Below are 23,441 nucleotides of genomic sequence, written 5' to 3'. Positions count from 1 at the left end.
TTTAGGAGGGATTTCTAATTCCCTAATTGTATTCTTTTACCAGTAGTGCACGTATGTATCCGCGATCACAAGAAGTAGACTCAATGTAAAAGCCTCTACCGTAGTAAAACCTGATGAGATCCTTGTATTTGGAAGCAGTGTGAAGGGTAACTCTCTTTATACCCTTGTTTTTTACTACCTTGTCAATCAGATTAATGAGTGATTTGCCTATACCTATATTATGGTATTCGGTATTGACACCAAACCTGCTTATGTATGCAGTGTTATCGGGGTTTATCTTAAGTCGTATTGTACCTACCGGAGTATCATCAATGAAGGCAACAAAAACTTCTTTTGAGTATATGTCCGCAACGATATCCTCGATAGTTTCTTCAAGGGCATCCATTGTTCCTTCAAGGCCGGTATCTTCCATATACTTTTTAAAAGCCATTTTTGTAATGGTTTGGATAGCCTTTGCATCCTCAGCGGTTGCCTTCCTGATTATAAACGAGTAATTCATAGCCAAATACCTTCCTGATTATTGTCCCATTAGTTTAACCATAATAGCTTTTTGAACATGAAGTCTGTTTTCAGCTTCATCAAAAACCAGAGACTGCGAACCGTCAATTATATCTGTAGTAACCTCATAATCCCTGTATGCAGGCAGGCAATGGAGGAAAATTGCATCTTCCTTAGCCTTTGAGAACAGATCGCTGTTAACCTGGTATGGCATGAAGATTTTAATGCGTTCTGCTTTTTCGGCTTCCTGACCCATGCTTACCCAGGTGTCTGTGTATATTACATCTGCATCCTTGACAGCTTCATAAGGATTTTCTGTAAGAACGATTTTAGAGCCCGAAATCTCTGCATCCTTCTGTGCTTCAGCTATGATGTTCATGTCGCACTCATATCCCTTCGGTGAAGCTACAGATATATCCATTCCTACTTTTGCACAGCCATGGAGCAGTGAGTTTGCAATATTATTGCCGTCACCTACATACGCAAGCTTTAGGCCCTTCAATTCACCCTTGTGCTCATAAACAGTAAAGAGGTCGGCTAAAATCTGGCATGGGTGCATAAGATCAGTAAGTCCGTTAATAACAGGAATATCACCGTATTTGGCAAGCTCTTCCACATCACTGTGATCAAAAGTACGTATCATTATACCGTCTATATACCTGGATAGAACTTGAGCTGTATCATATATGGTTTCACCCCTGCCAAGTTGAATGTCATTGGAGCTTAGGAAGAGTGGGTAACCGCCCAATTGATACATTCCCACTTCAAATGAAACCCTGGTTCTAGTAGAGGATTTTGTAAATATCATCCCGAGGGTCTTATTTTTTAAAAGTTTATGCTCTACGCCTTCCTTTAGCTGCCTCTTGAGCTTCTCTGCAAGGCTGAAAATTTCGTTGATATCCTCTAATGTCAAATCATAAACACTTATTAAGTGCTTCATAGTATATTCCTCCTAAAAAGTTATTTTCATGGTTAGGCACGATCGGTTGTTTTTTATAATTCCCATTTAACTTTGTAATTCTGAATATTCGTCCAATGCATAAACCGCAGCATCTTTTTTGTTGATAATATGCTCAAGAACTTCCAATGCGGCATTAGCTGTATCAATTGAGGTAATGCAGGGAATGTTATACTCCATGGCGGTTCTCCTTAACTGGAATCCAAGCCTGGTAGGTATTCTGCCCCTGGTTGGAGTATTGATTACAAGAGAAATATTATCGTTCTTCAAATAATCAAGTATTTCCTCATTGGAAACTGCTTCAACCTCTATTCCTGCCCTTGATAGATATAAATAAGTATCTTCGCTGGCGATGAGCCTAAACCCAAGATCCCAAAGCTTCTGTGCTATGTCCTTGCACTCTTCCTTGTTCCTGTCGGCTACAGATATAAGTGCTGTTCCGTTTAAAGGAATCTTTAGTCCTGACGCTACAAATGCCTTGTAAAGTGCTGTGTGGTAATCCTTATCAACTCCCATTACTTCTCCCGTAGACTTCATTTCAGGTCCAAGGAATGTGTCTACCGTGGTGAGCTTTGAGAAGGAGAATACAGGGGCTTTTACTGCATAAAACTCTGTTTCTTTATAAAGGCCGGGTGTATAGCCCATTTCCTTTAATGTTTTACCCAAAATAAGCTTTGTCGCCACATTTACCATTGGAATACCTGTTATTTTGCTCATGTAGGGAACTGTTCTGCTGGCCCTTGGGTTTACCTCTATTACGTAAACCTTGCCTTCATTGTCTGTTACAAATTGTATGTTAAAAAGCCCTAGAATATTCAGTGCCTTTGACAGCCTTATGGTGTAATCTACAACAGTATACTTAATTTCCTGCGAAAGAGACCTTGATGGGTATACTGAGATGCTGTCTCCCGAGTGAACACCGGCCCTTTCGATGTGTTCCATAATCCCGGGAATAATTACATCTGTAGCGTCGCAGATCCCGTCCACTTCAATTTCCTTGCCTTCTATATATTTGTCAATAAGGATGGGATGTCTTGATGACAAGTCAACAGCCCTGCCCATATATTCATCCAGCATCTGGTCATTGTATACTATTTCCATGGCTCTTCCGCCAAGCACATATGAAGGTCTTACCAAAACAGGATAGCCGATCTGGTTGGCTATAATTTTTGCCTGGTCAATAGAAAAAGCAGTGCTTCCTGGGGGTATGGGTATATCCAGCTTTTCTAACAGCTTAAGAAATTTATCCCGATCTTCTGCAATGTCAATATCAATAACAGATGTACCAAGTATCCGGACGCCCTCCTTTTGAAGGGAAGCCGCCAGGTTTATGGCTGTCTGGCCCCCAAACTGCACTATAACGCCCACAGGCTCCTCTTTTTCTATTATATCGAGCACGCATTCTTTAGTAAGAGGTTCAAAGTAAAGCTTATCAGCAGTATCGAAATCTGTGCTTACTGTTTCCGGGTTGTTGTTTATGATTATTGATTCGTATCCCATTTCTGTAAGTGCTTTGATGGAATGAACGCTGCAGTAATCAAACTCAATTCCCTGGCCTATTCTTATGGGGCCTGAACCGATAACAAGGACCTTTTTGCTTTCAGATACTGTTACATCGTCCTTTTCCTCATAAGTTGAATAATAATAAGGCGTTACTGCTTCAAACTCACCGGCACAGGTGTCAACTATTTTATAAACCGGATTTATGGGGTACTTGTGCCGCAAATCGCTTATTTTATCTACAGATACACGGGTCAGGTTTGCAATGTACGAATCACCGAAACCAATCTTCTTAGCCCTTGTGTATAGGTCATAATCTAAAAATGCTATGCCTGCATTTTTGATGTCTTCCGCCATATTTACGATTTTTTCAAGCTTTTTCAAGAAAAACATATCGATTTTTGTTACCTTGCATATTTCTTCGCAAGTAACACCTTTTTGCAGAGCCTTGCATATAGCAAAAATTCTTTCATCATGGGCTTGTTGGATAAATTCCATCAGTTCTGCCACTGTTTTGTTTTCAAATAAGCTTAGTCCAAGCTGATAATTGATTTTAATATCCAGCGAGTCTATAGCCTTAAGCAGTGACTCCTCAAAGGTTCGGCCTATAGCCATGACCTCACCGGTTGCTTTCATTTGAGTTCCCAGGCTTCGGTCTGCTGTAATGAATTTATCAAAAGGCCATCTGGGCACTTTAGTAACGATATAGTCCAGGGATGGCTCAAAGCAGGCATAAGTATTTTGAGTTACAGAATTCTTTATCTCATCAAGATTTAGGCCTATTGCGATCTTGGCAGCCACTCTGGCAATAGGATATCCTGTAGCCTTAGATGCAAGAGCACTTGAACGGCTAACCCTTGGGTTTACTTCAATGACCACATACTCGAAGCTGTGTGGGTTGAGGGCAAACTGTATATTGCATCCGCCCTTTATGTCCAGAGCACGGATTATTTTTATTGAGGCGGATCTGAGCATCTGATACTCAATATCAGACAAGGTCTGGCTTGGTGCTACAACAATGCTGTCACCTGTATGTACACCCACCGGATCAAAGTTTTCCATATTACATACTACTATGCAGTTGTCGGCACCGTCCCGGATAACCTCATATTCGATTTCCTTCCATCCTGCAACACTCTGCTCAAGAAGGACCTGGTTTATCATACTGAGCTTAAGTCCCTTGCCACAAATATATTCAAACTCATCCAAATTTGTAGCAATTCCACCGCCAGTACCGCCTAATGTATAAGCCGGCCTTATGATAATGGGAAATTTGTTGGTCGCCGCAAACTCCAGAGCATCTGCCATATTGGTGACTATGGCACTTTGGGGGACCTTTTCAGTAATTCTGTTCATGGTTTGCTTGAAAAGCTCCCTATCCTCTGCGAGCTTTATAGACTGCAAGGAGGTTCCTAAAAGCTCTATTCCAAGCTCTTGGAGTATGCCGTCCTCAGAGAGTTCAACAGCCATGTTAAGACCTGTCTGCCCTCCTAAGGAAGCCAGTATTCCATCAGGTTTTTCTTTTATTATAATTTTCTTCAAAAACTCAAGGGTAATTGGCTCTATGTATACATGATCTGCTATTTCTCTGTCGGTCATAATAGTAGCAGGATTACTGTTTACCAATACTACCTCCATGCCTTCCTCGCGAAGGGATTTGCAGGCTTGAGCTCCGGAGTAGTCGAATTCTGCCGCCTGACCTATTATTATAGGACCTGAGCCAATGACGAGCACTTTTTTTATATTTTCCCTTTTTGGCATTTTGACCTCCGATTTAAATCTATAATAAATTCATAAATTCATCAAAAATATAAGCAGAATCCTGTGGGCCTGGAGCGGCTTCCGGATGGTATTGCACGCTAAGTATCGGAAGTGTGTTGTGCCTGAAGCCCTCTGTAGTATTGTCGTTTATATTAACATGGGTAATGGTTACATCTTTGGAAAAGTCCTTTTCCAGAGCGTAGTTGTGATTTTGTGATGTAATATAACAACGGCCTGTTCTAAGGTCTTTAACCGGGTGGTTGCCTCCATGGTGACCGAACTTAAGCTTGTATGTCACCCCGCCCAGGGCAATTCCAAGAAGTTGGTGACCTAAACAGATTCCCATAATGGGTTTTAAACCAATGAGGCTTTCTACAGTGTTCTTAACAGACAACAGGTCCATAGGATCACCGGGGCCGTTAGATAAAAGTATACCTTCAGGGTCATGTTTCACAATGTCATCCAAAGTAGAAAAGGCAGGAAGGATGCATATATAGCAATTCCTGTCCTGCAGAGCCCTTATTATATTGTTTTTCACCCCAAAGTCCATGACAACTATCCTTTTCCCTGGACCGGGTTTATAAACAGGAATTTTTGTAGTAACTTCCATTACAAGATTTCTTTTGCGTTCTTTCTCGGACTTAAGTTTTTCCATCAGTATATCTATGTTCCCGCATTCGCTGGATATTACACCATACATGCTTCCAAACTTTCTGATATATTGAGTCAAAGCCCTTGTATCAATTCCTTTAATACCGGTAATGTTATTGGTTTCAAAGTACTTGTCGGCACTCATGCCGCATCTCCAGTTGCTGGGGTAATCACAAAGCTCACTTACAATAAAGCCTTGTATATGAGGTTTGTAAGATTCATTATCCAATTGGTTGAATCCGTAATTACCTATTAGAGGGTAAGTCATAGCAACTATCTGCCCATTATAGGAAGGATCAGTTGTTACTTCCTGATATCCGGTCATGCAGGTATTGAATACAATCTCTCCGAAAGCTTCACCTTTGCGGCCAAAGCTTTCACCTGTAAAATATGTGCCGTCTTCAAGAACTAAAACAGACTTCATGCAATCTCTCCTTAAACTACAAATTTAGTTGGAAAAGCGGGATAATATAATATCAAATACGTTTATGAAGCCGTCAATGTCTTCCTTGCTCACGATTAGAGGAGGAAGAACCCTCATAATCCCAGGCCCCACATTTCCTACAAGATAACCGCTTTCAAAACATGCTGTAACAAGTTCTTTTGCCTTACCGTTGCTTACTTCGATTCCTATCATAAGGCCTTTTCCCCTTATGTCGGATATGAAGCTATATTTTTCTTTTAAACTGCAAAGCTGTTCTATAAAGTAATCTCCCATTTTTGCTGAGTTTTCAACAAGCTTTTCATTCAGCATGGTTTCCACTACTGCAAGGCCTGCCGCACATGCAAGAGGGTTGCCCCCAAAGGTTGAACCGTGATCTCCGGGCTCAAAAGCCTTGGCAACATGATCTTTGGCACACATTGCACCAATTGGGAATCCTCCGCCTAATGCCTTTGCAAGCGTAAATATATCGGGCTCAATATCGAAGTGTTGATATGCAAGGAGTTTTCCAGTCCTTCCAAGTCCTGATTGGACCTCGTCAAGAATGAGGAAAATGCCTTCCTTATCGCATAGCTCCCTAACGCCTTTCATATACTCAGGTGAAAGGAGATTTATTCCGCCTTCTCCCTGAATTGGTTCCAACATAACGGCACAGGTGTTTTCATTTATGGCATTTTTTAATGCTTCCAGATCATTTGCAGGGACACTGGTAAATGATGGTGTAAGTGGGCAGTATGGTTTTTGATACTTATCCTGGCCTGTAGCTGCGATGGTGGCAAGAGTCCTTCCGTGGAAGGATTTTTCAAGGGTTATGATCTCGTATTTTTCAGGCATTCCCTTTTTCTTAAAGTAAATTCGTGCAAGTTTAATAGCTGCCTCATTGGCTTCTGCTCCGCTGTTTGAAAAGAAAACTTTATCTGCACATGAGTTTTCAACAAGAGCCTTTGCAAGCTTTGCCTGGGGCTCAATGTAATAGAGATTTGAGCAGTGTATAAATTTTTCAGCCTGCGTCTTTATAGCATCAACAAGGTTGGGGTGTGAATGGCCCAAAGCACTTACTGCAATTCCTGCAAAAAGATCTGTATATTTCTTGCCGTCTGTGCTCCATAAGTTTATGCCTTTACCGTATTCAAAGCATACAGGGGTTCTGCTGCCAAATGTATTTACAAAGTATTTTTTGTCAAGTTCCATAATTTCATTCAATTCCATGGTTAAAACCTCCGATCGAAATATAGTGTGCATTTCATGTTTTAGAGCATTTCGTTGTTGTGATACAGTACCTTTTCCTTCATAATCATAGTACCGATGCCTTTATAAGTAAATATCTCAAGTAGAATACAGTGAGGTATTCTGCCGTCAATTATATGGGTTCTGCCAACTCCCTTTTCGAGGGCATCTATACATCCTAATACTTTGGGAATCATTCCACCCTGGATTATTTTCTTATCAATTAATTCATGCACTTCGTTGGTTGTAAGTGCTGATAGTATTTCAGTGCTGTCCTTTGAAGTTTTTACCCCCTCCACATCAGTTAAAAGCATAAGCTTCTCCGCTTTTAAATATGCAGCAATTTCACCTGCTACAGTGTCTGCGTTGATGTTATAGCTTCTACCGTCTTTGCCCACACCTATGGGTGCAACAACGGGGATATATTCATCCTTGGCTATTATATCCAAAACCTTGGAGTTTATATTGGTGATTTTGCCTACATATCCCAGGTCGGTTTCTTTGCCGTCAACTGTTGTGGTATACTGCTCGCACTCTATGAGATTGCCATCTATACCGCATAGACCTATGGCTTTACCACCTTTTTGGTTTAAAAGGGAGACTATTTCCTTGTTGGTTTTACCCACCAGAACCATCTGTGCAACTTCCATCGTAGCTGAATCGGTTACACGGAGGCCATTTATAAATTCACTTTTTATATTAAAGCTGTTAAGTGCCTTGTTTATGTCTGGTCCGCCCCCATGAACCACCACAGGGTTGACACCTATATATTTTAATAGCGTAATGTCTTCCATTACCGAGTTTTTTAATTCCTCATTGATCATTGCATTACCGCCGTATTTTATTACGACAGTTTTTCCGTTAAGCTTTTGTATATATGGAAGAGCTTCTATTAGAATCTCTGCTTTTTTAATTATGGCTTCCATAGATTTATACATTAATGTTCCTCCTGATTTTAATAAAATTATTACAAGTACAATCCGGGTGCTTCGAGGCCGGTTTTTTCATCATATCCGCACATGATATTAAGGTCTTGCACAGCTTGAGCGGATGCTCCTTTACCAAGGTTATCAAGGCATGAAAGTACTACCACTCTGTTTAGCCTTTTGTCTACAACCACGCTGATGTCAATAAAGTTTGACCCGGCAGTAAATTTTGTTTCGGGAAGCTTGCCTTCATCCAACACCCTTACAAAATATTCGTCTTTATAAAACTCTTTATACATATTTATAAGTTCACTTGTGGATGTTTCATTTTTCAAATTGGCATATGATGTACAGAGCATTCCCCTTTTCATTGGAACAAGGTGGGGAGTGAATGAAATCAAAATGTCTTCATTTGCGAGAAAACTCAATTCCTGCTCTATTTCAGATGTATGCCTGTGGTTAGAAACCTTGTATGCCTTATAATTTTCGGTACACTCGCAGAACTGATATGGAAGATCCGTGCTGCGTCCTGCACCCGTAACTCCTGAAGCAGCGTCTATTATTATATTCCTGGTATCTATAATATTGTTTCTCAAAAGCGGTGCTATGCCAAGTATTGAACATGTGGGATAGCAGCCGGGATTTCCAACAATTTTTGCATCTTTTATTTTATCACGGTACAGCTCAGGCAATCCATATACTGACATTTCAAGAAGCTCAGGCATCTGGTGTGTGATACCATACCACTTTTCATAAACTGTTACATCTTTATACCTGAAGTCTCCACTATGGTCTATGACTCTTTTATCAAGAGCTATAAGTTTTGGAATAACTTCCTTTGATACACCATGGGGAAGTGCTGTAATAAAAATGTCAGCTTTTTTAGAAATGCTTTCTATATCCAGTGCATCACATTCCATATCAAAAACGTTTCTCAATGTTGGATATATATCGGAAACTTTTTGCCCAACAAAGTTTTGAGATACGATAGAAGTAACCCTTATGCCAGGATGTTTTTGAAGAAGCCTTAAAATTTCAATTCCAACATATCCTGTGGCACCTATAATTCCTACATTAATCATAAACAACCTCCTGTAAAACAATATTATGAATAAAATCATGAAATGATTTTATCGATCTTGATCGTTGTCGTGAGAAATTTATAATACTCAACTATTACATAATTATACATCCTGATGCATAAAAATTCAATATTTTATTTGAATTAATAGTTTAGGTAACATGTTTTATATATGTATACGGCTTTAAACAAGATATTTATGCAAATTGACCAAGTAGATGCGATAAAATTTGTTAAGAAGTATGTCTGTTAAAATTCTATTATAAATGTTATAGTAGTATTGTGAACTTGTAAAATTATTATAATCGTATTTAACTCAATAGGAGGAGAAAAAATGGCTAGTGTTAAGCTGAAAAATGTATACAAAAGATATGCTGGTGGTGTTACAGCTGTTAATGATTTCAATATGGATATAGAAGATAAGGAATTCATCATATTGGTTGGACCTTCAGGTTGCGGAAAAACTACTACACTCAGAATGATTGCAGGTTTAGAAGATATATCCGAAGGCGAGCTGTACATAGGCGATAAGCTTGTTAACGATGTAGACCCTAAAAACAGAGATATAGCGATGGTTTTCCAGAACTATGCTTTGTATCCTCACATGACAGTTTTCGAAAACATGTCCTTCGGTTTGAGACTTAGAAAAATACCAAAGGATGAAATAAAGAGAAGGGTTCATGAAGCAGCGAAGATTCTTGATATAGAACATTTGTTAGACAGAAGACCAAAGGCGTTATCCGGTGGTCAGAGACAGAGGGTTGCGTTAGGCCGTGCTATAGTTCGTGAACCTAAAGTATTCTTAATGGATGAGCCTCTCTCAAACCTTGATGCAAAGTTAAGGGTTCAGATGAGAACAGAAATCAACAAGCTCCATCAGAAGCTCCAGACAACTTTTATATACGTTACACATGACCAGACAGAAGCCTTGACAATGGGTACAAGAATAGTTGTTATGAAAGACGGTTATGTACAGCAGATAGATACTCCTCAAGCACTTTACGAAAGACCATGCAATATGTTCGTTGCAGGATTCATAGGAAGCCCTCAAATGAACTTTATAAATGCAAAGGTTGAAAAAAGAGGCGACGGTATATACCTTACTTTCGGTAAGGATATAATCAAGCTGCCTGAAGGAAAGGCAAAGAAGCTTGAAGGAACAGACTATATCGGCAAGGAAGTTATTTTAGGTATCAGGCCTGAATGTTTACATGATGAGCCAGCTTTCCTTGATCAGATGTCAGACAGTTTAGTTGAAGCAAGAATTGAATTGACAGAAAATCTTGGTTCTGAAACTTACCTTTATATGGTAGTTGATGATGTTGACTTTACAGCAAGGGTTAACCCAAGAACAAAAGCAAGAGCTGGAGATATCATAAAGATAGCTTTTGATACAAACAGAATACACCTGTTTGACAAAGAAACAGAAAAAACAATAATGAACTAATTACTACGATCACCTTTAAATACCTTTAAATTAAGGAGAAGATTAAATTTAATCTTCTCCTTTTGTAATGTGTATATGTTTTACGTTGCGATTTTGCTATGTCTAGGAAATTATGGTGTATTCTACACCACAATTTCTCACGACGGTCTTTCAAGGAAACAAAATCGCGTTGCGATTTTGTTTATTTAGTGTATAATTATTTAAAAGGATGAAATACAAATTGAACACAATTTATTCATAATACTATACAAAATATATTATTGCTGAGGTGGATAGATATGCAGTCAAAGATATATCAGAGCCTTGTCTATCAAATTAGAGAAACAGTAGATGCCGAGTTTGGGGTATTAGATGAAACCGGTGTTATCATAGCATGCTCCGATGAATCCAGGATTGGAGACATAGATGAGAATGCAGCCTATATTATTGAGTCTGATGAAAAAATAAAAAGTATTTCAGGATACTCATACCAAAAAATATTAAATCGAAATAAGCTTGAAAACATGGTTTTTTTGGCTATGGATGGAGAATTGGGAATTAAGTTTCTTTCATTAATTACGATAAATATAATGAATGCTAATTTATCGCATGAAGAAAAGCTTGATAAAGGGACTTTTATTAAAAATATAATACTTGATAATATTCTGCCCAGTGATGTGCTCCAGAAATCCAGGGAATTGCATCTTTCCAACAATGCGGCAAGGGTTGCAATACTTATAAGAACAGAGAACACCAAAGATATGTCTGTTTGCGAAATGGTTTATGACGTGGTATCCAAATTATTCCCCAACAAAGCAAGGGATTTTGTTGTTGTTGTGGACGAAGTAAATATTGTACTGATAAAAGAATTAAAAAACAGGGATGATGCAAGTGAAATTGATTCTATAGCCAGAACCATACTTGATACATTAAGTGCAGAGGTAATGATTAATGCAAGTATAGGTATAGGTTCCATTGCCGATAACATAATGGAAGTAAAAAACTCATACAAGGAGGCCCAGTCCGCAATATCAATCGGAGGGATCTTTGAAAATGATAAGAATATTATAAACTACAATAATTTGGGCATAGGCAGGTTGATTTACCAGCTTCCGCCTATCCTTTGCAAGCTGTTCTTAAACGAAGTGTTTTCCGGCGAATCCAAATTTCATGATAATGATCATAGAAATGACTCTAAGGGCGAATCAAAAGAAAAGCTGGACAATGATACCGTAGTGACAGCACTTAAATTTTTTGAAAATAACCAGAATGTTTCGGAAACTGCAAGGGCTTTGTACTTACACAGAAACTCGGTAGTATACAGACTGGATAAGGTTCAAAGATTGACAGGGCTTGATATTAGGATATTTAACGAAGCTGTTATTTTCAAAATAGCATTGATGGTGAAAAAATATTTGGACTATAATGAAGAGCAGATAAAGAATAATAGGAACTAAAGCTCATTTTTAAGGAGAGTTGTTGTGATAAACTTTGAAAATGTTACAAAAATATATCAAAACGGCACTTTGGCACTTGCCGGTATAAATTTAAAAATAAATAAAGGCGATTTTGCGTTTTTTATAGGACAAAGCGGATCAGGTAAGTCCACAATGATTAAGCTGATTTTAAGGGAAGAGGAAGTTTCAGATGGTACTGTAAGTGTTAATGGTTTTAATGTTACCACAATGGGCAGAAAGGAAATACCTTTTTTTAGAAGGAGCATTGGTGTGGTTTTTCAGGATTTTAGGCTCCTTTCAGGAAAAACTGTTTATGAGAATGTTGCATTCGCAATGCAGATTGTAGAGGCATCCCCAAAAGAAATAAGAAGGCGTGTTCCGATGGTACTGGGTTTGGTAGGGCTAAGCAATAAGGCCAAGGCCTATCCAAATCAGCTCTCGGGTGGGGAACAGCAAAGAGTTGCTCTTGCACGGGCTTTGGTAAATAATCCAGTATTGCTTGTAGCAGATGAACCGACGGGAAATCTTGACCCAGAGACTTCATGGGGAATTATGAAGCTTCTGGAGGAAATTAATCAGATGGGGACCACTGTGGTTGTCGCTACGCATGAGAAAAATATAGTTGATACAATGAAAAAAAGGGTTATCGCACTTTCAAAAGGAGAAATTATAAGGGATCAGGAGAAAGGTCAATACAAAGATGAAGATACGAACCACCAAATATATAATTAAAGACGGTATTATAAATGCATACAGAAATAAGTTAATGTCTCTTGCATCTATAGTTATAGTAACTGCATCACTGCTTGTTTTTGGTATTTTTCTTATAATTAGCATGAATCTGAAATTTAAGATAGACGATATGATGGTAAAGCAGCTTCAGATTGAAGTATACTGCGACCCAAATCTCGACGAAACACAGGTAAAGGATATAGAGGCAAATATAAGAATGAACAGCAATGTTTCAGATGTCAGGAGGGTCACAAAGGAAGAGGCTTTGGCAAGATGCAAAGAGCTTTTGGAAGACGGCAGTATATTGGAGGGCTATGACGGCAGCTTTCTTCCGGAATCCTTTATTATTAAAATAAAAGATTCTGAGCATATAAAAAGTACAGTAGACACATTTAGAAGCACAAAAGGTGTTGAAAGTATAGGTTTTCTGGAGGAAAATGTAGATCAATTATCCAATATATCTTACTGGGCAAGAATCATCAGCATGCTTCTTTTGGCAATACTTTTATGCGTTTCGGTATTTATTATATCCAACACAATAAAGCTTACGGTTTTTGCACGGAGAAAAGAAATCAATATAATGAAATATATAGGTGCAACAGATTGGTTTATCCGCTTGCCATTTATTGTTGAAGGTATTATAATAGGCTTTGTAGGAGCTGTAATATCATTTATAATAACCTACTATTGTTACAGCACTATTGATGCCCAGCTCAGCAAAGGTGTTTTGGGTGAAAGCCTTAGCTTTGTAAGCATCAATTCAATTGTGCTTTATGTTGTCGGTTCCTATTGTATTATAGGAATTTTGGTCGGAGGGATTGGAAGCGGTATATCTATAAGAAAATACCTTCGTGTATAAATATGTATAAGGGTGCATAAATATAAATTTTACTGATGATAAATCAAACTTAAAATCACTAATCTTACATTTGCACTAATCAATTTAGTGCAAATGTAAGATTAGTTATGGTTTTAATATGACGAGGAGGCTGTTATGAAAAAGCAGGTTTCTATTACTCTTATAGTTATAATGATTTTAGCTACTGCATTATCTTCTACTGCAGACAAGCTCAGTGATACAAAGAGACAAAGAGAAAATATAAACAGCAAAATAAACAGTATAAGCAAGCAGAAAAAGCAGGAGCAAAGCAAGCTTAGGTCTGCAATTGATGAGAAAAAATACATAACAGAGGTGCAGAATACTAAAAGTACCGAATACCAAGAGCTTATAGCTGAAAAAGAGAACCTTGAGAAGGAAATTGAGGAAATCCAGAATTCTATCGATGAGACACTGGAGAACTATAAAAAACAGGAAGAGCTGTTTAAGACCAGGCTAAAGGTAATGTATGAGAATGCCAGCTATGGAAAGACAAATACCATACTGAAATCAAAAAATATTACAGACTTTTTTGCAAGGCTTAAATACATGCAAGCCATATCAAAAAAGGATAAGGAGCTTATTGAAGAAATTAAACGAGCTAAATCCGATATTGAATATAAAAAAAGCCTCAAGGAAAAAATGAAGCTTGATAAAGAAAGTATGATCGGCAAAAAGAAAAAGCAAATTGAAAGCCTTAAAGCATCAAGGGCTGATTTGGAAAATGAGATCAGAGAGATAAACGATAAGCTTGAAAAGCTTGATGAGCAGGAAGACGAGCTTATCAAAAAATCCAAGGAATTGGAAAGTCAGATCAGGTCTCTTCAACGAAAAGTAAAGTACATTGGCGGCAATATGATTTGGCCTGCACCGAGTTCCCACAGTATAACTTCCTATTATGGCAACAGGTTCCATCCTGTATTGAAAAAGTATAAAATGCATACTGGAATAGACATTGGAGCATCATCAGGATCTTCAATTGTAGCTGCAAATAAGGGCGTTGTTATTGTAGCAGGGTGGCAAAGCGGATATGGTAATACTGTAATTATTGATCATGGCGGAGGGATTGCAACCTTATATGCTCACTGCAGTAAGCTTTTGGTGAGTACGGGACAAAGCGTGGATGCTGGAGCAGTTATAGCTAAAGTTGGAAGTACAGGATTGTCTACAGGACCACATTTGCATTTTGAAGTAAGAAGAAATGGGGCTACAGTTAACCCCCTCCAATATGCACGTTAATTTTTTATACATTAAAAAACGGCTGAAACGCCCTACATTGTTGTCACAATATATAAACCCGGATAAGTCTGGGTTTATAAGTGTTTTTTGATGCATATTATTATATTAATAAACTACCTAAGGAGTGTTATGTTTTGAATAATGAAAAAAGTATAGTTGCAGGGATGATATCTTTGGTATTTGTGACAGCAGTAATTACGTTTATATTGACATTCTTTCTGTTTAATGGGTTTAATTTGATGGGTAGCGGAAATAATGTCTCATTCGATAAAAAAGAAGTTGATAAGGAAAGTGTAGAAAAATTTAATCAAATAAAAGGAATACTAAAAAATACCTATTATGACAAGGTTGACGAAAACAAGATGCTTGAGGGGGCCATCACGGGCATGACAGATGCATTGAAGGATCCCTATACCGTATATTTTACAAAGGAACAAATGAGCAGTTTTTCCGAACGCACTGAGGGAGAATACGTTGGTATCGGTATGAATGTAATAATGGATAATGACGGGATATTGACTATTGTGGAGGCCTTTGAGGGATCGCCGGCTAAAAAGGCAGGGCTTACACAAGGCGATAAAATTATTAAAGTTGACGGAAAAGATGTAACTTCAATAAAAGACGAGAATCTCATCATTAAAATGATTAAGGGAAAAGAAAATACTACAGTTAAAGTTACAATTTACAGACCATCGGAAGAAAAGTCCATAGACCTTGATATTATCAGGAAAAAAATAAAAGTTTCAAACATAAAGTGGGAAATGCTAGAAGGAAATATTGGTTATATCAGGATTCTTATGTTTGACAATGATGCATATTCGTATTTCAGTAGAGCCTTAAATGAACTTTTAGACAAAGGGCTAAAAGGTCTTATTATAGATGTAAGGGATGATCCTGGGGGTGACTATGAGCAGGTTGTAGAAATCGCCGACAGGCTATTACCAAAAGGTCTTATAGTTTATACAGAGGACAAAAATAAAAAAAGGGATGAAAAATTGTCTGATGACAGGCAGTTTGGTTATCCGATGGCAGTGCTTGTTAATGGTAATAGTGCAAGTGCCTCCGAGGTATTATCGGGAGCTATCAAGGATCACCAAAAGGGTAAATTAATAGGCACAAAGACATTTGGAAAAGGCTTGGTTCAGCAGGTTTATGGTTTTAAAGACGGTTCAGGGTTGAAGGTAACGGTTTCAAGGTACTTTACCCCTTCCGGCAAATGTATTCAAGGTATTGGCATAGAGCCCGATTTAAAGATAGAGTCCCTTGACGAGTACAAGGATTATCCGGTGTCACATATTCCTAGAGAAAAGGATGTCCAGTTTAAAAAAGCAGTCGATTATATTAAAGAGCAAGTTAAATAGTTTGTATTATATATAAATATTGTATAAAACCAGCACATTTCCACATACTAAGGCATGAATGAAAAATTTATAGCGGAAGTTATTTTTTGATCATGACTAAATGAAAAGCGTATAAAGCGATTTTGTACTTCTTTTATGGAGGTGGATTTGTGGAGAAAATTGAAGAAATAATAAAAAATCAGGTTGTAGCCGAATTGGGCTTAAGCGAAAAGGTGAAAAAACTTGGGTGGAAGGGCCTGACTGCGAAGGAAACCGGAAGAATTGGCGGAATAGTCTCAAAAAGAAAGAAGCTATATTATGCAGGAGAAAGTCAGCAAGCTTGATTTGCTGACTTTTTAAATGTCTAGGAAATTATGGTGTATGCTACACCACAATTTCTTATGACAACATCAAGGTTGACAAAATCATTTCATGATTTTGTTCATATATTTTAAAAGTGGTATAAGGGGGAAGTGTTATTTACAATAATTTTGCATATGTTTATGACAAGCTGATGTATGATGTGGATTACAAAAAATGGTCGGATTATATTGAGAGTATATTCAAAAAATATAGTTGTAAGCCTTCATTAATGCTTGATTTAGGGTGCGGTACCGGAAGTGTTTGCATCAATCTTGCCGAAAAGGGCTATGAAATGATAGGAGTAGACCTGTCTTGCGAAATGCTTTCGTGTGCATCTGAAAAGAGCAAGGAGAAAGGACTTGACATATTATACCTAAACCAGGATATAACTGAGTTTGAATTGTATGGAACTGTTGATGCTGCATTATGTTTAATGGATACTATAAATTATATTACCGATAAGAGAAAACTTAAAAATTTTTTCAAGCTTGCTGCAAACTACCTAAATCCAGGTGGATTATTAATTTTTGATATAAATTCAGAATTTAAACTGGAAAACACTCTGGGAAATAATGTATTATATGAAGTAGGCAAGGATATTACGTACATATGGGCAAATAATTATAATAGATCTAAGAGAATATGTGAATTTGATTTAACTTTTTTTGTAGAAAATCAGGGTAAATATGACAGGTTTGATGAACTCCATTATGAAAGGGCTTATTCTATAGCAGAACTAAAAACACTAATATCAAGTATAAAAGGTATGGAGCTTTTAGGTATATATGACCAATTCTCCTTTAGAAAACCGGAAACAGAAAGTGAAAGGATTTTCTTTGTATGTAGAAAGTCACAGTGAGGAGGTTTGGATAATGGGTTTTTTTGAGCGTGTATATGAAATAGTTAGAAAAATTCCCAAGGGAAAAGTGGCAACATATGGTCAGATTGCAAGAATGGCGGGCGAACCCAAAAAATCCAAAATTGTGGGATGGGCACTGCATTCAAATCCATATAAAGGAGATGTGCCTTGTCACAGAGTTGTAAACAGGCATGGGGAACTAGCCGGAGGATTTGCATTTGGAGGAAGAGAAGCACAGAAAGATCTTCTTATTAAGGAAGGTATAATATTTGATATGAATGAAAAAATAAATTTAGGCATATATTTGTGGAGATGCGATGAAGAAAATATTGGCTCTTGACTTTATGTTCTTTATTGTTCTTGACAAGCTGTTGAATAGTGTGATAAAATGTTGTAGAATTGATGAGGCATGCAATATGCCTACAAAACTAGTATTTATTTCAGGAGGAGTTCTAGATGGAAAGAGGAAGAGTAAAGTGGTTTAATGCTGAAAAAGGATTCGGATTCATCGAAAGAGATGGCGGAAATGACGTATTTGTTCATTTTTCGGCAATAAACATGGACGGCTTTAAGACACTTGAGGAAGGTGCAGAAGTTGAATTTGAAGTAGTTGAAGGAGCTAAAGGTCCTCAGGCTGCTAAAGTTCAGAGAGCTAATTAATTTAGTTCAACACCGAAACTAAAACGGTAATGAGCCTTATCTACCCCGGTATAATTTATATCGGGGTTTTCAATTTTTTAATATATATTTTTAAAATATATATTGTAAGAAACAATTTATTACAAAACATATAATATAAGTTTGAAAGGACTATATAATAGCATGCAGGATTATATAATAAGCGGCACAGCAGCTGACGGCAAGCTGAGGGTATTTATGGCCGACACAACCGATATGGTAAGGGAAGCAAGCAGGGTACACAACCTTACTGCAATTGCTTCTGTCGCATTGGGAAGAACATTGACGGCAGCTGCTTTAATGTCCAAGACACTAAAGGGTGAAAAAGACATAATAACAATACAGGTGAAGGGCAGCGGCCCTATAGAGGGAATAGTAGTTGTAGCGGATTCCAAATCAAATGTAAGAGGATATGTTTACAATCCTCAGGTGGACAACATTTTTACCGATGAAGGCAGACTGGATATTGCTTCGGCTGTCGGAAAACCAGGGTACCTTAACATAATAAAAGATTTAGGCCTTAAAGAGCCATATGTTGGATACGTTAATCTGGTGTCAGGAGAAATAGCTGAGGATTTATCCTGTTATTTCTATTATTCAGAACAGATCCCAACTATTGTATCACTTGGTGTACAGGTTGACTCGGATGAGAGTATAATAAATTCCGGCGGATTCTTCATTCAAGTTATGCCGGATGCCGATGAGGGGATTATTGATGATCTGGAAAAAAGAATTAAGACCATACCTCCGGTATCAGAGCTTTTAAAGAATGAAAAGGCCGAGGATATTTTAAATGTTATACTTGAAGGCTTAAGCCCCAAGGTTACTGAAATGGGACAGTGCAAATATCTTTGCAACTGCTCTAGGGATCGCATGGAAGCAGGCTTGGTCAGCTTGGGGAAAGATGAGATAAATGACATAATAAACGAACAACATCATGCAGAGCTGGTCTGTCATTTCTGCAATGAAAAATATCAATTTACCGAGCAAGATTTGAAGGATATTGTTGAGAGGCTTTAAGGATTAATATAGAAATTGTGAATTTGTAAGTATTAATTAGAAATATTAAATAATAGCTAGTAATAGAGATATAATTTACAATAATAATTAAATTTAGTGTTGACATTATGAATTTATTTGAGTATACTATCAATTGTCGCTTGTGGCTGATGATGAGTTGAAGCACCAAAAGCATCAAGTTCTAAGTTAGACGATTTAATTTGGCCCGGTAGTTCAGTTGGTTAGAATGCCAGCCTGTCACGCTGGAGGTCGAGGGTTCGAGCCCCTTCCGGGTCGCCATAAATGCCCAGATAGCTCAGTCGGTAGAGCAGTGGACTGAAAATCCACGTGTCGCTGGTTCGATTCCGGCTCTGGGCACCATTTGCGGGTTTAACTCAGCGGTAGAGTGTCACCTTGCCAAGGTGAAAGTCGCGAGTTCAAATCTCGTAACCCGCTCTACAACTGAGACTAGAAATTAGAAACCGTAAGGATCTAGTGTCTAGTCTCAGTGATATGGCGCCATAGCCAAGTGGTAAGGCAGAGGTCTGCAAAACCTTTACTCCCCAGTTCAAATCTGGGTGGCGCCTCTCAAACCTACAGAATTATGTGTTCTGTGGGTTTTTTAATGTCTCTCGAATCAATCAGGGATAAAGGTTTACCCTTTTAACTTTCAAATTAAAATTAAAGTTTAGGGGTATTTTGCTATGCAAAGGAAACGTATAAAAAACATTTCTAATGTAACAAATAATCATTACGAGACTCTTCATGAAGCTATGAGTGATTTTCTTAAGTTTAAGACAGCACAAGGGATGTCAGAGTTGACAATTAGGGCTTATAACAATACTTTTGAAAGGTTTATGAGACAGTCTGGTAATTTAGTGCAAATTGATATACTAAAAAAGAGTTATTAGCTTTCTTAACACCACTATCAGATGCGTGTCCTGCTAAATTTAATAGACCATATAGTAACCTAAATGCTTTATTTAACTGGCTTATTGGACAAGGAGCAATTCAAATTAATCCCCTCCTATCTATTGGGCTAAGAAAGAAAAGGGATGAAGGTAGAATACGTTGTGTTGATACAAATTGTATTAAAGAACTGCTTAAGGTTATAGAACTTAATACTTTGTAGTTCAGCACTTTAACGTCGGGGGCAAAGTCAAATTAATATCTCTTGCAAAACAATAAAAACGGCAGAATAAAAATTCTGAAAGCACAATCTTAATGCTAAAACAGCAAATTGGAGCATGTATTACTATCAATGCATAGTATTCGTAATCTCACATGATTACTGTCTAATTGAACGTAAGAAAAAGAAAACGCCTATGCCAAGGCATAAGCGACAGTGAGCTGATTGATAAATATTATAAAACAGGCAATATGTTAAAGAAAGTTGCAATTGCTTCTATATTACAGGATCGCGGTTATGTACCCAAAGACGTTAAATGGCTTAAACTGTAGAAATTTAATTGCTTTATTCAAACGTGAAATATGAATGCTTATTAAGCTTCTTTTAAATACCGTGATTCTGCTGCAAAGGTTAATGAATTTGCTAGTAAATCAATGATATACTAACATAACTGCGAAGGAGATGTTAAAATGGCAAACTGGATAGCAAGGTGGGTTTTACTATACCTGTATCCAGATAATGTAAGTATTAAGAGTGTAAAAACGACCTAAAAAATATACACGAAAAGCGGAAAAGCATCATATCTTTTTCTTATTAGAAAATCTGATTTCTGGAAAATTTAATAAAAACTGAAAACGATGCTTTTGAAAATCAATGCTTTTGCCGAAATAAAGAAAAGAATGGCAGCGATTAAAACCGGTTTATGGAATTTATAAAAAACAACTGGATGCCAGTAGCAAAATGTTGCTGAGTAAAAGGGAGGCTAAAATGATAAAAATTAATAAGCTTGGTTACATGTCAATTGGTGTAATACTTGCACTTATTCTTGGTACAACTACACCTGCATCTGCGGCTGCTAAAGAGGTAATCAAACAACTTACAGCATGCTTCACTTCCGGTGGAAAAGCTATCAGCCTTTATGTAAATGGTACTAAGGTTGATAAAGATTCTAACGGTAAAGCTGTTACCCCGTTTGTTGTTGACGGGACCACATACTTACCTGTTAGGGCTATCTCTGACGTCTTAGGGAAAGGCGTTACTTGGGATGGTTCTACTGCATCAGTTAAGATTACGGATAAAACAGCAACCACTTCTGACACTACTTCAATTAAAACTGATGATAAGACAACACCTACTCCTAAAGTCAAGACTACTACTTATCAGGATAATGATCCAAATATTATTGTTACGAAAGATGAAAATGGTGCTATTCATGAAGTGCTAAAAGTTGGTGATTACGAAGATGATAAGGATGCAATGGGGCAATGGGAACAAATCGGCTTTGTTAAAACGCCTGAAGATTTTGATGGAACCGATTCAACAAAAAGAAGTTATATATGGCCATGGGAAATTGACAGTGTTGAAACTCTTGAAAAATTTGATTCAATAGAGTTGACAAGACGGGATTTTGTGGACCCCATTACTTATACCTTCTATATGGGATGCGTAAGAATGATGGTAACCGGTGTTCATTCCGATGGAAATAAAGAATTTGTGCCTCTTGCCTGGACTAAAGGTTATATCGCTTCTATGGGCAATGGATATACCGTTTCACATTATGAAATACAGCACCTCAACGGTAAAACATTTATGTTTATACAATTTAAGGGTGACAATTATACCATCAGGGGTCAAAAACCTTTTTACATAGTGCTTATAAAAACTTCTGATATGCCAGATCCGAGAGCCAGGCAAATACCGTTTAAAGTTAATGGTGTTGCTGTAAATTTGCCCGGGAGTATTAAAGATGATAATGCAAAGCTTACTACTACAATAGATGCTGACGGTAAATGGCATGACAAATTGGATTATACTTTCACATCAGATAAGGATGCTGGCGGTGAATGGCAATATTTTAACAAATATGATTATCTTTATATGTATTATCATTTTAATCCTAATGACGCTCCACATTCTCCGACGTCTTGGTCTGGTATCAGTATTTATGATGACGGTATAATGTATGAACACGGGACAACGAATGGAAAACGTTATGATTCCTATAGCCGCTGGACTAAAGGATACATTGGTTTGGAGAATAGTGAATTTATCTCTGCTTATGCCATAACTACCATTAATGGTAAAACGTTTATGATAGTAGAACATAAGAATGGAGATTATGTCAGAACTGGTAATATTTCTGAATACTATGTGTTTGTAAAAACATCGGATACACCAGCACCGCCTCCAGCTCCAAGGGATGAAAACAGTAATCTGGTATCAAAATAATAATTTGATGCCAGTAACAAAACTTATTATACGAAGGAGGATATTGAAATGAAAAGACTTAACAAAATTGGGGATATAGCTCTCGGAATGATTCTCACATTCATCGTCTGTACAGCAACACCTGCTTTTGCGGCAGCTACTAAAGAGGTAGTGAAACAGATAACGGCATGTTTCACATCTGGTGGTAAACCCATCACTGTATATGTTAATGGAGTTAAAATCGATAAAGATTCTAACGGCAAAGCCGTTACTCCATTTGCTGTTGATGGTACTACATACTTACCTGTTAGAGCTATTGCTGATGCTCTGGGTAAGGATGTTACTTGGGATGGTACTACAGCATCAGTTAAGATTACTGATAAAGTAGTATCTTCAACTGATACAACATCTACTACTTCGGCAGTAACACCTACACCTGCTACTACTCCTATACCGGATACAACAGCTTCTTTTGATGATCAGATTAATGCTCTTGTCTCTAAGATCACTGTCACAAAGGGTAAAGACGGCAGTATGCATGACTCTATGGACTATAAATTCGTATTGGATAAGGATGTAGTTGGTGAATGGCAACAAATTGACTTTGTTGCTTCACCTGATCAACTTGATTCAACTGATATAACCCGTAGAAAATATGTTCAGTTGGGTATTCATAACTTCTATGACGACGGTAGAGAAGTATCATATTGTATTAAGAGCGATGGAGGTATGACAGAAAAATGGACTAAAGGGTATGTCTTTGGTTCAATGGATGGTATTACTACTATTTCATCTTATGTAATAAAGCAGCTCGATGGTAAAACATTCATGTTCATTCAATGGAAATGTAGTGATTATACCGTCAGAGGTCAAAAACCTAATTACTATGTGTATGTGAAAACATCCGATACACCAGATCCGGATTTTGCTAAAAAGTAATATATAAAAGCATTAGTGTTGCAAAAAATTTTCAGCAAAAAGTCAATGTAAATTCATTACTGGTATAGCTTGCACCCATAAGAAAATAATGGGTAGTGCAAGAGAAAAAGAGAGTAGCCTCTTAAGGCTGAACACTATAAAATTTAAAAAC

At 37.6% G+C, this 23,441-nt stretch carries 21 protein-coding genes, 4 tRNA genes and 1 pseudogene; 19 read left to right on the top strand and 7 right to left on the bottom strand.

The annotated features are described in order from the left end of the window. Positions 1-22: 22 nt before the first annotated feature. From VIO64_RS15670 to argC, 7 genes are all read right to left on the bottom strand, one after another. On the bottom strand, positions 23-499 hold the full coding sequence (locus VIO64_RS15670) for a GNAT family N-acetyltransferase (RefSeq protein ID WP_331919903.1): 477 nt from the start codon (positions 497-499) through the stop codon (positions 23-25). Between the two features lie 18 nt (positions 500-517). Next, positions 518-1,438 carry an ornithine carbamoyltransferase gene (gene argF, locus VIO64_RS15665; protein ID WP_331919901.1) on the bottom strand — a complete coding sequence of 307 codons (921 nt, stop codon included), beginning with the start codon at positions 1,436-1,438 and terminating at the stop codon, positions 518-520. A gap of 66 nt (positions 1,439-1,504) precedes the next feature. Further along, positions 1,505-4,717 carry a carbamoyl-phosphate synthase large subunit gene (gene carB / locus VIO64_RS15660; RefSeq protein WP_331919899.1) on the bottom strand — a complete coding sequence of 1,071 codons (3,213 nt, stop codon included), beginning with the start codon at positions 4,715-4,717 and terminating at the stop codon, positions 1,505-1,507. Positions 4,718-4,736: 19 nt separating this feature from the next. Further along, positions 4,737-5,792, bottom strand: a complete 1,056-nt coding sequence (gene carA / locus VIO64_RS15655; RefSeq protein WP_331919897.1) for a glutamine-hydrolyzing carbamoyl-phosphate synthase small subunit — start codon at positions 5,790-5,792, stop codon at positions 4,737-4,739. Between the two features lie 24 nt (positions 5,793-5,816). After that, the gene (locus tag VIO64_RS15650) at positions 5,817-7,019 is read right to left on the bottom strand and encodes an aspartate aminotransferase family protein (RefSeq protein ID WP_331919895.1); all 1,203 of its coding nucleotides are present in this window, start codon (positions 7,017-7,019) and stop codon (positions 5,817-5,819) included. A gap of 41 nt (positions 7,020-7,060) precedes the next feature. Beyond that, complete coding sequence (gene argB, locus VIO64_RS15645) at positions 7,061-7,975, bottom strand: acetylglutamate kinase (RefSeq protein WP_331919893.1); 915 nt, start codon at positions 7,973-7,975, stop codon at positions 7,061-7,063. A 29-nt stretch (positions 7,976-8,004) separates the two neighbouring features. Beyond that, entirely contained in the window at positions 8,005-9,045 is a 1,041-nt protein-coding gene (argC, locus tag VIO64_RS15640; RefSeq protein WP_331919891.1) for an N-acetyl-gamma-glutamyl-phosphate reductase, read from the bottom strand. Positions 9,046-9,378: 333 nt separating this feature from the next. Here argC and VIO64_RS15635 point away from each other — a divergent pair, with 333 nt between their 5' ends. The 19 genes and pseudogenes from VIO64_RS15635 to VIO64_RS15545 all read left to right on the top strand — a co-directional run bounded on the left by VIO64_RS15635 (position 9,379) and on the right by VIO64_RS15545 (position 23,290). Then, positions 9,379-10,491 (top strand): sn-glycerol-3-phosphate ABC transporter ATP-binding protein UgpC, encoded by a 1,113-nt coding sequence (locus VIO64_RS15635; protein WP_331919889.1) that lies wholly within the window; start codon positions 9,379-9,381, stop codon positions 10,489-10,491. 278 nt (positions 10,492-10,769) lie between these two features. After that, positions 10,770-11,927, top strand: a complete 1,158-nt coding sequence (locus VIO64_RS15630) for a helix-turn-helix domain-containing protein (protein ID WP_331919887.1) — start codon at positions 10,770-10,772, stop codon at positions 11,925-11,927. Positions 11,928-11,951: 24 nt separating this feature from the next. Next, positions 11,952-12,659 carry a cell division ATP-binding protein FtsE gene (gene ftsE, locus VIO64_RS15625; RefSeq protein WP_331919885.1) on the top strand — a complete coding sequence of 236 codons (708 nt, stop codon included), beginning with the start codon at positions 11,952-11,954 and terminating at the stop codon, positions 12,657-12,659. Next, the gene (ftsX, locus tag VIO64_RS15620; protein WP_331919883.1) at positions 12,628-13,518 is read left to right on the top strand and encodes a permease-like cell division protein FtsX; all 891 of its coding nucleotides are present in this window, start codon (positions 12,628-12,630) and stop codon (positions 13,516-13,518) included. The genes ftsE and ftsX overlap by 32 nt, the downstream gene beginning before the upstream one ends. A gap of 135 nt (positions 13,519-13,653) precedes the next feature. Continuing rightward, positions 13,654-14,775, top strand: a complete 1,122-nt coding sequence (locus tag VIO64_RS15615; protein ID WP_331919881.1) for a murein hydrolase activator EnvC family protein — start codon at positions 13,654-13,656, stop codon at positions 14,773-14,775. Positions 14,776-14,909: 134 nt separating this feature from the next. Next, positions 14,910-16,136, top strand: coding sequence for a S41 family peptidase (locus VIO64_RS15610; protein ID WP_331919879.1), 1,227 nt, complete (start codon positions 14,910-14,912; stop codon positions 16,134-16,136). Positions 16,137-16,324: 188 nt separating this feature from the next. Continuing rightward, positions 16,325-16,459, top strand: a pseudogene (locus VIO64_RS15605) (small, acid-soluble spore protein, alpha/beta type); the annotation flags it as partial. A 134-nt stretch (positions 16,460-16,593) separates the two neighbouring features. Further along, the gene (locus VIO64_RS15600; RefSeq protein ID WP_331920011.1) at positions 16,594-17,337 is read left to right on the top strand and encodes a class I SAM-dependent methyltransferase; all 744 of its coding nucleotides are present in this window, start codon (positions 16,594-16,596) and stop codon (positions 17,335-17,337) included. A 13-nt stretch (positions 17,338-17,350) separates the two neighbouring features. Next, positions 17,351-17,677, top strand: coding sequence for an MGMT family protein (locus VIO64_RS15595; RefSeq protein ID WP_331919875.1), 327 nt, complete (start codon positions 17,351-17,353; stop codon positions 17,675-17,677). A gap of 116 nt (positions 17,678-17,793) precedes the next feature. Beyond that, a complete protein-coding gene (locus tag VIO64_RS15590) occupies positions 17,794-17,997 on the top strand; it encodes a cold-shock protein (protein WP_036942702.1) in 204 nt (67 codons plus the stop codon). A gap of 162 nt (positions 17,998-18,159) precedes the next feature. Further along, positions 18,160-19,035, top strand: coding sequence for an Hsp33 family molecular chaperone HslO (hslO, locus tag VIO64_RS15585; protein WP_331919873.1), 876 nt, complete (start codon positions 18,160-18,162; stop codon positions 19,033-19,035). Positions 19,036-19,237: 202 nt separating this feature from the next. Beyond that, a tRNA-Asp gene (locus VIO64_RS15580) sits at positions 19,238-19,314 on the top strand. A 5-nt stretch (positions 19,315-19,319) separates the two neighbouring features. Further along, positions 19,320-19,395 (top strand) — tRNA-Phe (locus VIO64_RS15575). A gap of 3 nt (positions 19,396-19,398) precedes the next feature. Next, positions 19,399-19,470: transfer RNA gene (locus VIO64_RS15570), tRNA-Gly, on the top strand. A 59-nt stretch (positions 19,471-19,529) separates the two neighbouring features. After that, positions 19,530-19,601: transfer RNA gene (locus VIO64_RS15565), tRNA-Cys, on the top strand. Between the two features lie 117 nt (positions 19,602-19,718). Then, entirely contained in the window at positions 19,719-19,925 is a 207-nt protein-coding gene (locus tag VIO64_RS15560) for a hypothetical protein (protein ID WP_331919871.1), read from the top strand. 388 nt (positions 19,926-20,313) lie between these two features. Continuing rightward, positions 20,314-20,475 (top strand): hypothetical protein, encoded by a 162-nt coding sequence (locus tag VIO64_RS15555; RefSeq protein WP_331919869.1) that lies wholly within the window; start codon positions 20,314-20,316, stop codon positions 20,473-20,475. 436 nt (positions 20,476-20,911) lie between these two features. Then, positions 20,912-22,372 carry a copper amine oxidase N-terminal domain-containing protein gene (locus tag VIO64_RS15550; protein ID WP_331919867.1) on the top strand — a complete coding sequence of 487 codons (1,461 nt, stop codon included), beginning with the start codon at positions 20,912-20,914 and terminating at the stop codon, positions 22,370-22,372. A gap of 48 nt (positions 22,373-22,420) precedes the next feature. Next, positions 22,421-23,290: a stalk domain-containing protein gene (locus VIO64_RS15545; protein ID WP_331919865.1), complete on the top strand. Its 870-nt coding sequence runs from the start codon at positions 22,421-22,423 to the stop codon at positions 23,288-23,290. The last annotated feature ends 151 nt before the right edge of the window (positions 23,291-23,441 follow it).

Origin of the sequence: Pseudobacteroides sp., from assembly GCF_036567765.1 — a bacterium.
In the GTDB taxonomy this organism is placed as follows: Bacteria; Bacillota; Clostridia; order Acetivibrionales; family DSM-2933; genus Pseudobacteroides.
Note: the sequence above shows the minus strand (reverse complement) of the source record. Positions and strands in the feature narration are given on the sequence as shown.

Excerpts from the sequence above, each read along its gene's own strand:
- argB (WP_331919893.1), bottom strand. The coding sequence starts at position 7,975 with ATGTATAAATCTATGGAAGCCATAATTAAAAAAGCAGAGATTCTAATA.
- VIO64_RS15595 (WP_331919875.1), top strand. The coding sequence starts at position 17,351 with ATGGGTTTTTTTGAGCGTGTATATGAAATAGTTAGAAAAATTCCCAAG.
- ftsX (WP_331919883.1), top strand. The coding sequence starts at position 12,628 with ATGAAGATACGAACCACCAAATATATAATTAAAGACGGTATTATAAAT.
- VIO64_RS15630 (WP_331919887.1), top strand. The coding sequence starts at position 10,770 with ATGCAGTCAAAGATATATCAGAGCCTTGTCTATCAAATTAGAGAAACA.
- argF (WP_331919901.1), bottom strand. The coding sequence starts at position 1,438 with ATGAAGCACTTAATAAGTGTTTATGATTTGACATTAGAGGATATCAAC.
- VIO64_RS15550 (WP_331919867.1), top strand. The coding sequence starts at position 20,912 with ATGATAAAAATTAATAAGCTTGGTTACATGTCAATTGGTGTAATACTT.
- carA (WP_331919897.1), bottom strand. The coding sequence starts at position 5,792 with ATGAAGTCTGTTTTAGTTCTTGAAGACGGCACATATTTTACAGGTGAA.
- VIO64_RS15650 (WP_331919895.1), bottom strand. The coding sequence starts at position 7,019 with ATGGAATTGAATGAAATTATGGAACTTGACAAAAAATACTTTGTAAAT.
- VIO64_RS15635 (WP_331919889.1), top strand. The coding sequence starts at position 9,379 with ATGGCTAGTGTTAAGCTGAAAAATGTATACAAAAGATATGCTGGTGGT.
- argC (WP_331919891.1), bottom strand. The coding sequence starts at position 9,045 with ATGATTAATGTAGGAATTATAGGTGCCACAGGATATGTTGGAATTGAA.
- hslO (WP_331919873.1), top strand. The coding sequence starts at position 18,160 with ATGCAGGATTATATAATAAGCGGCACAGCAGCTGACGGCAAGCTGAGG.
- VIO64_RS15670 (WP_331919903.1), bottom strand. The coding sequence starts at position 499 with ATGAATTACTCGTTTATAATCAGGAAGGCAACCGCTGAGGATGCAAAG.
- VIO64_RS15560 (WP_331919871.1), top strand. The coding sequence starts at position 19,719 with ATGCAAAGGAAACGTATAAAAAACATTTCTAATGTAACAAATAATCAT.
- VIO64_RS15615 (WP_331919881.1), top strand. The coding sequence starts at position 13,654 with ATGAAAAAGCAGGTTTCTATTACTCTTATAGTTATAATGATTTTAGCT.
- VIO64_RS15545 (WP_331919865.1), top strand. The coding sequence starts at position 22,421 with ATGAAAAGACTTAACAAAATTGGGGATATAGCTCTCGGAATGATTCTC.
- carB (WP_331919899.1), bottom strand. The coding sequence starts at position 4,717 with ATGCCAAAAAGGGAAAATATAAAAAAAGTGCTCGTCATTGGCTCAGGT.
- VIO64_RS15590 (WP_036942702.1), top strand. The coding sequence starts at position 17,794 with ATGGAAAGAGGAAGAGTAAAGTGGTTTAATGCTGAAAAAGGATTCGGA.